Source organism: Paenibacillus solanacearum, assembly GCF_910593845.1.
In the GTDB taxonomy this organism is placed as follows: Bacteria; Bacillota; Bacilli; order Paenibacillales; family NBRC-103111; genus Paenibacillus_G; species Paenibacillus_G solanacearum.
This window is the reverse complement of sequence record NZ_CAJVAS010000007.1, coordinates 64,142-77,998: the sequence shown is the minus strand read 5'-3', so window position 1 is coordinate 77,998 and position 13,857 is coordinate 64,142. Positions and strand designations below refer to the sequence as shown.

Sequence of the window (13,857 nt, the reverse complement as noted above, 5' to 3'; positions counted from 1 at the left end):
CGGTACCGTGAGCGAGACCGGGCAAAAAAGAAAAATACCGATTCGCGAATATGTCGATTTGCTGAAGCGATACTTGAAGACGCAGCGCCGCGGCATCGTCGCGCTTGCCGTATTGCTGCTGGTCGGCATCGGAATGCAGCTTGTCAATCCGCAAATTATTCGCTATTTCATCGACACGGCGCAATCGCAGGAGAGCACGTCGCCGCTCCTGTACGCCGCAGGCTTGTTCATCGGCGTGACACTGCTGCAGCAGGTCGTCTCTGTGATCGCCGCATACATAGGCGAAAATATCGGCTGGATCGCCACCAACCAGCTGCGCGGGGATGTGGCGGCTCATTGCATGAAGCTCGATATGGGGTTTCACAAGTCGCAAACGTCCGGCGTCATCATCGAGCGGGTGGACGGCGACATTAACAATTTGGCCAACTTTTTCTCCAACTTCGTCATTACGCTGCTCAGCAACCTGCTGCTGGTCGCCGGCATGCTGGTACTGTTGTTCCGGGAAAATTGGCTGATCGGCACAGGCATGCTGCTGTTCGTCATCTTCGCGATGTACGCCATCCAGTACGTACGCCAGTTTGCCGTCCCGCATTGGGGGAAGCTCAGGCAAATCAGCGCGGCGTTCTACGGTTTTCTCGGCGAGCATCTGGAAGGAACGGAGGATACGCGGGCCAACGGGGCCACCGGATATGTGATGCACCGGTTCCACCGGCTGCTGCGCGAGTGGCTGCCGCTGCGGATGCGGGCATTTTTCGGATGGGCTTCGATGTGGATTACGACGCTGCTCGTGTTTGCGATCGGGAACGCGGTCGCCATAGCGATCAGCTATTATTTGTGGCATAAGGGCTTAATCACGATCGGAACGGTTTATATGATCTTTTATTACACGGAGCTGATGGCCAAACCGATAGAGAAAATACGCACCCAGATGGAGGATTTGCAAAAAGCGGACGCCAGCATCGTGCGGGTGCGCGAACTGCTGCAGACGGAATCGGAGATCAAGGACGGTCCGGGCGTACCGATTCCGGCAGGCGCGCTGCCGGTTCAGTTTGAAGGCGTACGCTTCGCGTATGACGACGCCCGCTCCACACTGGAGCAGATCAGCTTCCGTCTCGAGCCGGGACAGGTGCTTGGCCTTCTGGGGCGCACCGGCAGCGGCAAGACGACGCTGGCCCGGCTGCTGCTTCGCTTTTACGATCCGCAGGAGGGCAGCATCCGGCTCGGCGGCACGGAGCTGCACGAGGCAAAACTGCATGAGTTGCGCAGCCGTGTCGGCATGGTGACGCAGAACATCGAGATCTTTCAAGGGACGGTGCGCGACAACCTGACGTTTTTCGACGACTCGATTGGCGATGAGCGGATTATGCAGGTGCTGTCGGAGCTGGGACTGGAGACTTGGGTCGACTCGCTGCCGAACGGACTGGGGACGATGCTGGAATCTGGGGGCGGCGGGTTGTCCGCGGGCGAAGCGCAGTTGCTGTCGTTCGCCAGAGTGTTTTTATCCGACCCGGGTCTTGTTATTCTAGACGAAGCGTCCTCGCGTCTTGATCCGGCGACGGAGCAGCGCATCGAGCTGGCGATCAGCCGGCTGCTGCACAACCGGACCTGTATCATTATTGCGCATCGGCTTGCTACGATTCAGCGAGCGGATTGCATTCTGATACTCGACAACGGACGGATCGCCGAGTATGGGGAACGAACTCGCCTTGGTGCGGACGCCGACTCCCGTTACAGCCAAATGCTTCGGCTCGGAATGGAGGAAATGCTGGTATGACGACATTTTCTTTCTTATGGAAGCTGACCTGTTACCGGGCCGGACGCTACTGGCTGAACGTGTTCGCTTGGACGCTCATTTATTTGGCGCCGATCTTGCCCGGACTGTTCACGAAGCAGTTCTTCGATCTGCTGACCGGGCATTCGGCTTACGGACTCGGCGTCGGCGCGCTGGTCGCGCTGCTGATCGGTGCTGCGATCGCGCGTTCGGTGCTGATCTTGTTCGGGTTCGTGACCGACGTCCAGTTCCGATTTCGCATCGGCGGACTGCTGCGGCGGAACATGCTGAATCACGTGCTCAAGGAGCCCGGCGCCAAAGCGATCCCGTATTCGCCCGGGGAAGCGATCTCCTCGTTCCGCGACGACGTCGACCAGGTCGAGGAAACGGTCAGCTGGTCGGTGGATGCCTTCGGCATGACGATCTTCGCCGCCGTTTCCTGCTTCATTCTCGTGGGGATCAACGCGCAGCTGACGCTGTGGGTGTTCCTGCCGCTCGTCATCGTCGTGACGGTCGCGCAGCTGTCTACGACGCTGCTGCAAAAATACCGCGCCGCCAGCCGAGAGGCGACAAGCCAAGTGACCGGGGCGATCAGCGAGATGTTCAGCACCGTGCAGTCGATCCAGGTCGCCGGGGCGGAAGACCGGGTCATCGGCCGGTTCAAGGCATTAAACGACCAGCGGCGGGAAGCGATGCTGAAAGACAAGCTGATCAATTCGGTGCTCGACTCCATCTTCTCGAACGCGGTCAACATCGGCACCGGACTTATTCTCCTGCTCGCTGCCCAATCGATGCGTGACGGCAGCTTCACGGTAGGCGACTTCGCCTTATTCGTTTATTACTTGACCTTTGTAACGCAATTCATTCAAAATTTCGGGAAATTTCTGACCTATTTCAAACAATCCACCGTCGCGAAAGACCGGCTGCAGCAGCTGCTGCAAGGCGCTTCTCCCGAGAAGCTGACAGCGTATCATCCGCTGCATTTGCGCGGGGAGCTGCCAGAGCCGGAGGCAGCCGCCGCGGGCGGGGACGTGCGGCTCGAACGGCTCGAAGCGCGCGGATTGACATATCGCTATCCGGAAACGGGCCGCGGCGTAGAGGGTGTCAATCTGGAGCTGCCGCGAGGCTCGTTCACCGTCGTGACCGGCCGCGTCGGCTCCGGCAAGACGACGCTGGTGCGCGCGCTGCTCGGGCTGCTCCCGATGCAAGCGGGAGACATCCGTTGGAACGGCGAGCGCGTAGGCGCGCCCGGCGATTTCTTCATCCCGCCGCGCAGCGCCTACACGCCGCAAATTCCGCGGCTGTACAGCGACACGATGGCGAATAACATCCTGCTCGGGCTGCCCGCCGAGCAAGACCGGCTCACGCAGGCGATTCGCGCCGCCGTGCTCGAGACCGATCTCGAACGGCTGCCGCAAGGGCTGGAGACGGTGATTGGCCCGCGCGGCGTCAAGCTGTCCGGCGGTCAGGCGCAGCGAACAGCCGCGGCCCGCATGTTCGTTCGCGAGGCGGAACTGCTCGTATTCGACGACTTGTCCAGCGCGCTGGACGTCGACACCGAGCGCAGGCTGTGGGAGCGGCTCGAGGAACAGCGGCAGGGCACGACGTGCCTGGTCGTTTCCCACCGCAAGGCGGCGCTCGCCCGAGCCGACCGGATCGTCGTGCTGAAGAACGGGCGCGTCGACGCGGTCGGCAAGCTGGAGGAGCTGCTGGATTCAAGCGAGGAGCTGCGCAGCCTGTGGTACCGCGAGGATTAGCGGGAGGCCCGATGACGATTTCCCGGGCAAGCGCACAGCTCGACAGCCTTCAACAAAAAACGATCATGACGGCATCGCTGCCGCATGATCGTTTTTTTGTTGGCTGGCGCCGCTTCAGTTGCCCGACGATTTATCGGTAACGGGCACTTTGACGACTTGCGATTGTCCGAGAACGGTTTGATTCGAATCGAGCACCTTCACCTGGATATCCAGACTTCCGGGTTTCGAGATCGATTCCTTCGGGAGCGAGACGACGAGCGTGCTTTCGCTCTGCCACTGGGTTTCCAGTGGCTTTCCGTTCACGAACACGGTGCTGGCTTGTCCGAACCGCCCGCCGCTGATGTTGAGCAGCGTTTTGCCGAGCGCGCCTCCGCGAACGGGGACGGGCACCGCAGCCGGGGTAATTTTATCGATACGCGGGTCGCCGTAGCCAAGTATGTATTCCGGTTCCGGGATCGGCGGCGCGCTGCGTTCGGCCTCCAGGATATGCGTCTGCCGCGCTTCGTACTCGTCCGCGAGCCGTTTGTCGATCTTCATCGCTTCATAGTGATCCTCCGGCGGGATGACCGGCATTTGCTGCGACAGCCGATACAAGTAATCTGTATACTCGCTGCCCTGGAGCCCTGCGGTATGTAATATATAAGGACTGAGGAATGAAGGGCTTAGATGCAGCCCCTCCTTTGTTTCGAGCGGCAAATAGTTGTTCCATAAGAGCACGGGCACATGATACATTTTTTCCAAAAACTGCGGGTCGTCTTCTCCGGTGATGTACTTCGTATCCTCGTACACGTAATACTGCTCGAGTGAAGGCAGATGATCGCCGAAAAATACGATGATCGTCGGTTCCTTCGACTGGTTGAAGTACGTTACCAGCTCTTGCAGCATCCGGTCAGCGCCAGACATGCCCTGAGCATACGTCTCGACAAGGCCGATCGTCGTATCCGATACGTCACCCTGCACGGCGATCGTATTGCGGTCGAATTTTCCCGGCCAATAATGATAATGATTTTCCATCGTGTCCGCGTAGATGAAATCCGGCCCTTCGCTGCGCCGGCTTTCTTCAATGATACGCTTCGCTACGGAATGGTCTCCCAAATAAGGTCCGACATAATCGTCCGGGTTAAAAAATTCCTCGCTTATAAAGCGCGAAAACCCGAGGTGCTTGTACACCTGGGACGAATTGGCGTACCAGTGTTCGACCGGACTGATCACCGTTGTGCGGTAGCCCTGTCCAGCGAGCAGGCTTGCGAGCGAGGCCGTCGGCTGGTGAATATATTTCTCGTACACGATCGCCCATTCGCGGAAGAAGCGCATGGAATGACCGGTCAGCACTTCAAACTCGACGTTGGCCGTGCCTCCTCCGAACTGGGGAGAAAGCATAGTGCCATGCGTATACTGCTCTTGCAAGGAATGGAAGAACGGCGCGGGATCGCGGCTGAACTTCAGTCCGGGCAACCGGGTGATGTCCCAGAACGATTCGCTGAGCACGACGATAATGTTCGGCTGCCGCTTGTTCAGCTCCTCTTCCTTCCAGACGGGCGGTTTCGGGACGACGACAGGCAGCGTCGGTTCGGTCAACAGCAATACGAATTCGGATGATTGCAACGTCAGCAGGACCATCGCCAGGACGATTGCCCCTATGAAGCGAATAAGCTGCGGCATAGTAACTCTCCTGTAGGTGAAAGCGTTTAATCGTACTCCTGTATTATATCACTCATACCATGGTTGTCCACTTTAACGGCATCAGGGCAAGGTGCGCGGTACCACTAGCTTGACCGGGGGTGGCCGGCGTATCATTGCGTACGGTGAACGTTTGACATGCAATAAACGTCAAAATAAACTATCTATATATATTCGGATGAATGGTGGGATTGTTTGAGATGCATGAGCAGCATACCGATCTGTTATTTTCCGCAACGATGGAGGAGCTGAAGCGCGGATACGGCTGGAACGGAGAGATTGGCCGGTACGTTTGTCTCGTCTGCGGTTTGGAGACCGAGCAGGGGATCATCTATGCCGCGCCGGATGGCACAGGCTACCGCGATGCCGAGAAGCGGATGAAGGACCATATTGCGGACGAGCACGGATCGATGTTCGACTACTTGCTGACGCTGGATAAGAAAAAGACCGGACTTTCCGAGCTCCAGCGACAGCTGCTGCAGCTGTTCCACGAAGGCGTCAGCGATGCGGACATCGTGCGGCGGACCGGGGCGGGGAGCGCATCGACGATTCGCAACCACCGCTTTGTCCTGCGCGAGAAGGAGAAGCAGGCGAAGCTGTTCCTCGCGCTTATGGAGCTGCTTCAGGAGAAGGCGGATGCGGAGACGGATCGCGCGGCTAAGAGCAAACCGGGGAAGGGACAGCCGCAGCTTCGCGAGGCGCTTCCCGGTCATGCGCCGGCGGAAGCGCCGGACGAGCCACTGCGGCAGTGGCCGAGCAAGGAGAGCAAGCGCAAGGAAATTACCGAATCGCTGCAGCGCCGGTTTGAGCGCGGCACCGTCTATACGGAGCCGGAAGTCAACGCGATCCTGGAGCGGGCGTGGCCGGATTATGCCGTGCTGCGCCGGTACATGGTCGAATACGGTTACTTGCAGCGTGAGGATGACGGAAGCGCGTATTGGCTTCCGGATGAAGGCGGGGCAAGTAGCCTAGCCGGCGCGGAACGCCTGAACGACCTGGGCGGTATGGATCAGGGGGATGAAGCGATCGGACCCGACCCAGGCAAAGAGCGGCGCAAAGCGCTGGTCGCTGCGTATGAGGAGAAAGAAAAGGCCGGCGGCGTCTTTCTGCTTCGCAATAAACGCAACGGCAAAATCGGCGTCGGCTCTCATCCGAATATCGAAGGCGCCGTGAACCGCATCAAGTTCGAGCTGTCCATCGGGCGGCACCGTGATGCATCGCTGCAGCACGACTGGAACGCCGACGGGGAAGCGGGCTTTGAATTCGAAGTGCTGGAGAAGCTGGATGGCCCGGCCAGCGGCATGCCGGAAGGACGGAAGACGCTGGCGCGCATGGAGGAGGCTTGGCTGGAGAAGCTGCAGCCTTACGGCGAGAGAGGATATAACGGAACGGCCGACAACAAGCAAAAACTGTGACTTCTCCCGATGTAGCCGACGGTAAAATTGTTACTGTCTTATAAGGGAGATGTTACTGTCATGCTATTTACCTGCATACTGAAAATGCGATATGATGAAGGTATTGGATTCATTTTCTAAAAAGTACAGCTTCTGAGGGGCTGCTAACCGGTTGCGGAGGGAAAGAAACTGGAAACATTCGCTTGTCTTTATGTAATCCGGGGTGAACCGTTCCGTCCGGGCACTTGCCTGAATTTATCGGCGGACGAAACCGTAGTCGGCCGTGCATCGAATCGCTTTTCGCCGGACTTCGCTTTTACGAACGCTTGGGTATCGCGGAAGCATATTGTGATCCGCAAGGAAGACGAGAAGGCGGTGCTGTACGACCTTGGGAGCACGCACGGCACGGAAATCAACGGTGTCCGGGTGCTGCCGAACACGCCTTATCCGCTGCAATCGTTCGATATCATCAAGATGGCCAAAGGGATGACGGTGCTGCATTTCTCCTACATCTTCGCCGATCAGACGCTGGAATTCGAGCCGCTGAGCATTACGCAGCGGCTGACGATTCCGGAAGAGCCGATCAAGATCCATTGGGAGAAGCGCGAATGTCTGGTGGACGGCAAGCGGATCGCAATGTCGGAGAAGGAATTCCTGTTGATTCAACTGCTCTACGATCGCGCCAACCGGCTTGTGACTAACGAGGAAATCAAGCACACGGTGTGGCCGGAGCGCACAATGGGAGCGGACGGCATGCCGGATGTGAGCATGGACGAGCTGAATGCGCTAGTTTACCGAATTCGCAGAAAATATGGTAAGGACACGTTTGTCATAAGCGCGGTCCGAGGCAGCGGGTATGTGCTGGAGATGGACTCCAAATAGCGAACTTCCGAAAGTAGGTACGATTGCATGCGATATATACAAGTGGAAACGGCTGGAGCGCTTCATGGCTCCGTTCGCATTCCCGGCTCGAAGAACTCCTCGCTCGCTCTGCTTGCCGCAGCCTGTCTTGCCGATGACGTGGTAACGCTGGAAGGCATCCCCGCCATTGACGATGTCAAGGTGGTCTCGCGAATCGCGCAAGACATCGGCCTGGAGCTGCATCGAATGGAGAACGGCAATATCGTCCTCGATCCGCGGTGGATACATAGCGCCGTTATCGATCCGGGGAAAGCGGCGGCTTACCGGGCGTCGTATTATTTTGCCGGAGCGCTGCTCGCCAAATTCGGCCGGGTCACGATCGGGTTCCCGGGCGGAGACGATTTCTCCTCCAGACCGATCGACCAGCACGTCAAGGCGTTTCAGGCGATGGGCGCGAAGGTGGAGTTTCACGAAGATTATTATGTGGTAGAAGCGGCGGAGCTGCGGGGCTCCGATATTTATTTCGATACGATTACGTCGGGTGCGACGATCAACAGCATGCTCGCGGCGTGCCGGGCCAAAGGCCGGACGAACCTGTATAACGCGGCCGTCGATCCGGAGGTCGTCGACACGGCGACGCTGCTCAACCGGCTTGGCGCCCGCATATACGGCGCCGGAACGGACCGGATTCGCATCGAGGGCGTGCCGTACTTGAACGGCGGAGATCACGCGGTCATTCCGGACCGGCTGATCGCCGGAACGTTCCTGATGGCGGCCGGCATGAACGGCGGCCAGGTGACGGTGCAGGACGTCATTCCCGAGCATCTCGGCTCCTGCCTTGCCAAGCTGAAAGAAGTTGGACTCGGGATCGAAGCCGGCGAGAGCAGCATTACCGCTTACGGACTTGGTGCCATCAAAGCGACGCGTATTCGCACAGCGATGTATCCCGGCTTCGCGACCGATCTGCAGCAGCCGATGACAGCTCTGCTGACGCAAGCCAAGGGCAAGAGCATAGTGACCGATCGCGTGTTTCCGAACCGGTTCAACCATGTGCCGCAGCTGCGCAGGATGGGGGCGGACGTGGAAGTGCGCAAGGAGACAGCCTTCATTCGCGGCGGACGTCCGCTTGTCGGCGAATGGGTGCATGCGACGGATGTGCGCGCCGGGTTTTGCCTGCTGCTTGCCGGCCTCGCGGCCGAAGGCGTCACCCGCATCACTGGGGTGGAGCATTTGGAACGCGGCTTTGACGATGTGATCGAAAGCTTCCGTTCGCTTGGGGCGAACCTTTCGATGATGAAGCAAGAAACGGAACCGAACGGCCGTCCGGCGATCGGAATGAATGGATTTTAATAGCAAATGGCGTTTTGCCGCACTCTCCTTTGCGAGGGTGCGGTTTTTTTGTTGCATCGGGGTGCTGAGCCCTATTACAGACAAGCAGTTTATGTCCCGTGATTGAAAGGAACGATGCCCAGATCGCCCTATAAAGATGAGCAGATACCACAATATCGCATGGATCATTCCGGGCTATAATGGGGAACGAAAATAGCAAAAGGAGGATTTGTATTGGAGGAATCGAGAAGATGGGACGGCAAGTGGATCTGGACGGACGGTGCAGGAAGGCAGGCCGCTTTACATGAGTGCGAGACAGTGCTTTTTCGCAGAAGCTTTCACGTTCCGGAACGGACGAAATGTCGACTGGTGTTCGATGTGTCGGCTGATAGCCGATATAAGCTGTACTTCAATGGAAAGCTGGTTGGTAACGGGCCGTGCAAGGGGGATGGCAATACATTTTATTACGAGACGTATGACCTAACTGAAAGTTTGCGTTCTGGCACGAACGTCTTGGCCGTGCAGGTCGTGCATTACCCTGTCATCGGGGCAAATATCGCCGCGGAATCGATTTGGCGCTCGCCGTTAGGCGCTTTTTATTTAGAAGGCATGTTGACTGCAATGGACGGCGAAGTGCTTGCACTGCTGCACAGCGATCAACGTTGGCGGGTGAAGAAGGAAGTCTCCGTACGTTTCGTACATGAAACATGGATGTCGTCCAAATGGCTGGCAGGTGTGGAGAAGGTCGATGGGACGCTGTTTCCTCACGGTTGGAACCAGGTAGGCTATGACGATCGAGACTGGCATGATGCTGAGCTTGTTATGGAGCCTATCAACAGCTTCGGCCTGCTGACCCCTTGGCAATTGACCAAGCGGCCCATACCCATGCTAGAATCAAGGGAACGAACGTTCTATAAAGTAGTCCGTGAAGAAGCGGTTCCGGGCATTTCCGCTGCGGAGAGTGCGTTTTTATTTTGCAGCCGAAGTCCAGCGGCTTTGCAAATTCCACCGGGCAGCCGGTATATGATTGAGCTTGACGCAGGCCTGCTGACCACAGGGTATATCAAGCTCGCGCTAACCGGAGGTCGAGGAAGCGTCATACGCATTCAACCGTCGGAATGCTACGAGCTGCCGCCACAGAACGGCCGCAGAATGAAAGAGAGACGCGACGATCCATCGGGAGGGAAGCGGCTGCTCGGTGATACGGACGAGTACGTCGTTTCCGGACGATTTCTACCAGGCGGGGAGGAGAAGGAACGGTACGAACCATTCTGGTGGAAGACGTTTCGATTCGTCCGACTGGAAATCCATACGGGAGAACAGCCGTTGTGGCTCCACTCGTTTCATTATGTTGAAACCGCGTATCCGCTGCGCGTCGCCGCGGCATTTGAATGCTCGGACGCTTCGCTCACCCCCCTATGGGAGGTAAGCCTTCATACGCTGCGTCATTGTATGCACGAAACGTACGAGGACTGCCCGTACTATGAGCAGCTTCAATATACAATGGATACGATGCTGCAGTGTCTGTACACGTATTATGTTAGCGCCGATGACCGTCTGGCACGCAAGGCTATTTTTGATTTTCACAGTTCCCTGCTGCCCACGGGCATGCTGAGAAGCCGTTATCCTGCCAACCGGACCCAGATTATCCCGGGATTTTCCTTGTACTGGATTTATATGCTGCACGATCATTTCCGTTTTTTCGCCGACTTGGAATTTGTCAAACGATTTAGGCCGACCGTGGAAGCCGTATTGGATTGGTTCGAGCGGAGAAGAGACAAGGACGGCCTCGTCGGTCCTTCTCCCGAGGGATATTGGTCGTTCGTAGACTGGACCCAGGAGTGGCGTGCGCAGCATGGCGTCCCGGCAGGCGGGAAGCCCGTTCCGCTAACCGTATACAATCTGATGTATGGCGCCGCCTTGAAGCAGGCGGCTGATTTGTTCGAAGCAACGGGCAGAAGCGACGCGTCGTATGAATTTCGATGCCGTGCCGATTCCGTCCTGGAAGCGGTTAAGCGCCACTGCTGGTCGGAGCAGCGGCAGTTGTACCGGGATGCTCCGGACACGGAGCAGTTCAGTCAGCATGCGCAGTTGTGGGCCATTATGGCCGAAGCGCCAGGACAAGGTGCGGAATTGCTGCAGCGGTGTCTTGAGGATAAGACCCTGATCCAGGCGTCATACGCCATGAGCTTCTTCCTGTTTCGCGCCATGTCTCGTCTCGAGCGATATGATAGCGCTTACCCTCTTTGGGATACGTGGAAGCAAATGCTGGCGCTCGGCCTCACGACGTGGATGGAAGATCCGGTAAGCCAACGAAGCGATTGCCATGCTTGGGGAGCCGTTCCACTTTACGAATTTCCGGCCGAAATATTGGGGGTCAAGCCGGCGCTGCCCGGATACGAGACGATCCTTGTCGAGCCGCGATGCGGTCCGCTCCGCTCGGCAAGCGGCAAAGTCCCTACGGTCAAAGGAGAAGTGACTGTTAGCTGGCATATCGACGATGGGCTATTTCGCATTCAGGTCGACGGGCCGTCAGAGGTTCCGCTCATCGTCAGGCTGCCGGACCGGTCGGAAGCAAGGTTCGCATCCTCGAGGAAGGTCAACACCGAATGCCCCTGGAAGGAGCAGCCTAAACCATGACCGGAAGCAAGTTGTCCAAGCGGTTAGTATTGTGGATATGTACTGTGGTTTGCCTCACCATTGTAGTTATTGTTTTTTTGCTTTTGCAAAATGCAAAGACGCCTGCTCATGTAATGATTAAAGGAAGGATGATACAGCTCGTGGAAACGATCGGCAACGCATGGGGAGCAGCTGCAGCGCGGCACGCCTCGAGAAACCCGGAAGGAATTGACGCAGAGGCTTCTACCGGAAAAACCGGGGAGGCTAATAAACGGTCAGAGGAAGCCCTAGCGGTATTGGACTATGTTCAGTCCATGAGCGGTAAAAAAATTTTGTCCGGCCAAAGCGACGAAAGAGGTGCCTCTAACGGTCAGACCACATTGGCTTATGTAGAAAAGGTTACGGGGAAATCTCCCGCCATTCTCGGGCTGGATGTAGGGATGTATGATGCCAGACACAGCACAGCTTACTTCCGGAAGCTGAACAATGTCATCAAGGACGCCAAAGCATACTGGGATCAAAACGGTATTGTCAGTCTCCAGTGGCACTGGTCTAATCCTTTGCTGGCGCAAGCCTCCTATGAGAACACGAAGGCGCCGTTTAACTTGGAAAAGGCTCTGTCTCCGGGTACGGCGGAATATAAAGCAATAATGCAGGATCTCGAGGTTATCGCCGAGGCGCTCGGCAAGTTACAATCAGCGAGGGTGCCTGTGCTGTGGCGTCCGTTGCATGAAGCCGACGGCCAATGGTTTTGGTGGGGAAAAGGAACTCCCGAACAATACAAGCAGCTCTGGATATATATTCATAACTACTTGAGTAAAGAAAAAGGTCTGAACAACCTGATCTGGATCTACAGTGCCTCCCTTAAGCTGAACGATGCGTGGTATCCGGGCGATGCGTATGTAGATATCGTCGGTACGGATTTGTATTACAAGAACGACACACCGAACGATATTTATTCCAAAGCCAAGTACGACGGTTTGGTAAAGCTTGGCGGAGGAAGGCCGGTGGCGCTGACCGAGAATGGGGTCATACCTGATCCGCAGAAGCTGCTGGACAAGGGATTTTTATGGAGCTGGTTTCTCACCTGGCACACCACATATCTGAAGGATAATAACACGGATGATGATTTGAGAAGATTTTACCATCACGATCTAGTCATTACGAGAGAGGAACTGCCGTCTTTTTCAAGGAAGCGATGAGCGATTAGCCGGCTCCGGAGCATGACGATACGAATGCCGCATTTGCTGGTCGGGCGGCGCCGAGAATGGGGTTGGGCTAGACAGGACTGGGACGGCCGAACCATTGTCCCGTCCAACAACATTACGGAGTACCGGCGAGCTGATTGGATTGCCCGTTACGGTACTGCTTCGGCGTGACGCCGGTATGATCTTTGAACAGCTTGTGGAAAAACTTCATGTCCTGATAGCCGCAGGCGTAGGCGATATATTCGATCGTATAGTCGCTCGTTTGCAGCATTTGGCAGCAGCTCTCGATCCGACAGTTTTGCAAATATTGAACAAAAGTGCGACCCACTCCTTTTTTGAACATGCGCTGAAATTGGCTTATGCTCAAGCCGCTGCGCGTAGACAAGTCGGAGAGAGATAAGGATTGGCTGCAGTTTTGTTTGATGTAATTCAAGATTTCGTCAAGGGCGACTAGCTCGTGGTTTTTCTCCTCCTCCGGCAGCAGCGTGGAGAACAGACAGCGTTGAAGGGTGCTCATCAATTGTACGAACAAGCCGCGCAGCATGGTTAAATAGCCGATATTCCTGACGTTGTACTCAATGTACATCCGTTCCAGCATCTTGTATATTTCCCCGTTCTTGTCGTAATAATGGCTCCAGACGGGTACTTGACTGCTGCCGGAGTGAAGCGTCCGGCTAAAGGCCGGGTCGAGCGCAAGCAACGGCCCAAGGTCGAATAGCAGTTCATGGGGAAACACGCAATTGTACACAATCAGCGTAGCGTCCTTGCTGGCCGAAGCCGGACGGAAAATATGCCGGTTGCCTATCGGTAGCACGAACAGGTCGCCTCGCTTGACCGGAATAATCTCTTCATTGATGTAATGAAACCCGGAACCTTCCGCGCAATAGGTGATTTCAATAAAGTCGTGGGCATGTATTGGGAAAAAAAACGTTTCCTTCACGCGGCTCATGAAGAGAAGCTGACCGGGTTGAATGATTTTTTCGCGCTTCAGCATATGAACATGTGGCTGCATCGACAAAGGGTCACCTCCATTTGAGTATGATTTTACACCTATATGGATGGCTAGATCAACCTATATTAAAGCGCTTTCGTTTCCTTATAATGAGGTGGAAGCCGTTGAGGATAGCTCAGTGATGAGGGGGGATTCCGGCGATGGATTAAGTGAAGGGCCAGACTTGGCCTGAGTGGGAAGACCGGGGGGCAACCCGATGGCTAAAACGCCATGATGACGAAAAAGG

General features: G+C 56.4%; 9 protein-coding genes. 7 read left to right on the top strand and 2 right to left on the bottom strand.

The window, feature by feature from the left end; translation table 11 throughout:
- Nucleotides 1-7 precede the first annotated feature (7 nt).
- Nucleotides 8-1,774: an ABC transporter ATP-binding protein gene (locus tag KXG62_RS10480; protein WP_246627385.1), complete on the top strand. Its 1,767-nt coding sequence runs from the start codon at nucleotides 8-10 to the stop codon at nucleotides 1,772-1,774.
- The gene (locus tag KXG62_RS10475) at nucleotides 1,771-3,528 is read left to right on the top strand and encodes an ABC transporter ATP-binding protein (protein WP_218091900.1); all 1,758 of its coding nucleotides are present in this window, start codon (nucleotides 1,771-1,773) and stop codon (nucleotides 3,526-3,528) included. The genes KXG62_RS10480 and KXG62_RS10475 overlap by 4 nt, the downstream gene beginning before the upstream one ends.
- A 114-nt stretch (nucleotides 3,529-3,642) precedes the next feature.
- Here KXG62_RS10475 and KXG62_RS10470 read toward each other — a convergent pair whose 3' ends face one another.
- A complete protein-coding gene (locus tag KXG62_RS10470) occupies nucleotides 3,643-5,190 on the bottom strand; it encodes a sulfatase-like hydrolase/transferase (RefSeq protein WP_218091899.1) in 1,548 nt (515 codons plus the stop codon).
- Between the two features lie 218 nt (nucleotides 5,191-5,408).
- Here KXG62_RS10470 and KXG62_RS10465 point away from each other — a divergent pair, with 218 nt between their 5' ends.
- From KXG62_RS10465 to KXG62_RS10445, 5 genes are all read left to right on the top strand, one after another.
- Nucleotides 5,409-6,623, top strand: coding sequence for a DUF2087 domain-containing protein (locus KXG62_RS10465; protein WP_218092028.1), 1,215 nt, complete (start codon nucleotides 5,409-5,411; stop codon nucleotides 6,621-6,623).
- A 168-nt stretch (nucleotides 6,624-6,791) separates the two neighbouring features.
- Nucleotides 6,792-7,484: an FHA domain-containing protein gene (locus tag KXG62_RS10460; protein ID WP_218092027.1), complete on the top strand. Its 693-nt coding sequence runs from the start codon at nucleotides 6,792-6,794 to the stop codon at nucleotides 7,482-7,484.
- Between the two features lie 27 nt (nucleotides 7,485-7,511).
- A complete protein-coding gene (murA, locus tag KXG62_RS10455; protein ID WP_218091898.1) occupies nucleotides 7,512-8,813 on the top strand; it encodes a UDP-N-acetylglucosamine 1-carboxyvinyltransferase in 1,302 nt (433 codons plus the stop codon).
- A gap of 213 nt (nucleotides 8,814-9,026) precedes the next feature.
- Entirely contained in the window at nucleotides 9,027-11,432 is a 2,406-nt protein-coding gene (locus KXG62_RS10450; protein ID WP_218091897.1) for an alpha-L-rhamnosidase-related protein, read from the top strand.
- On the top strand, nucleotides 11,429-12,613 hold the full coding sequence (locus tag KXG62_RS10445; RefSeq protein WP_218091896.1) for a glycosyl hydrolase: 1,185 nt from the start codon (nucleotides 11,429-11,431) through the stop codon (nucleotides 12,611-12,613). The genes KXG62_RS10450 and KXG62_RS10445 overlap by 4 nt, the downstream gene beginning before the upstream one ends.
- Before the next feature lie 121 nt (nucleotides 12,614-12,734).
- Here the strand turns inward: KXG62_RS10445 and KXG62_RS10440 are convergent, their stop codons facing one another.
- Entirely contained in the window at nucleotides 12,735-13,631 is an 897-nt protein-coding gene (locus tag KXG62_RS10440) for an AraC family transcriptional regulator (RefSeq protein WP_246627394.1), read from the bottom strand.
- Nucleotides 13,632-13,857: the final 226 nt, after the last annotated feature.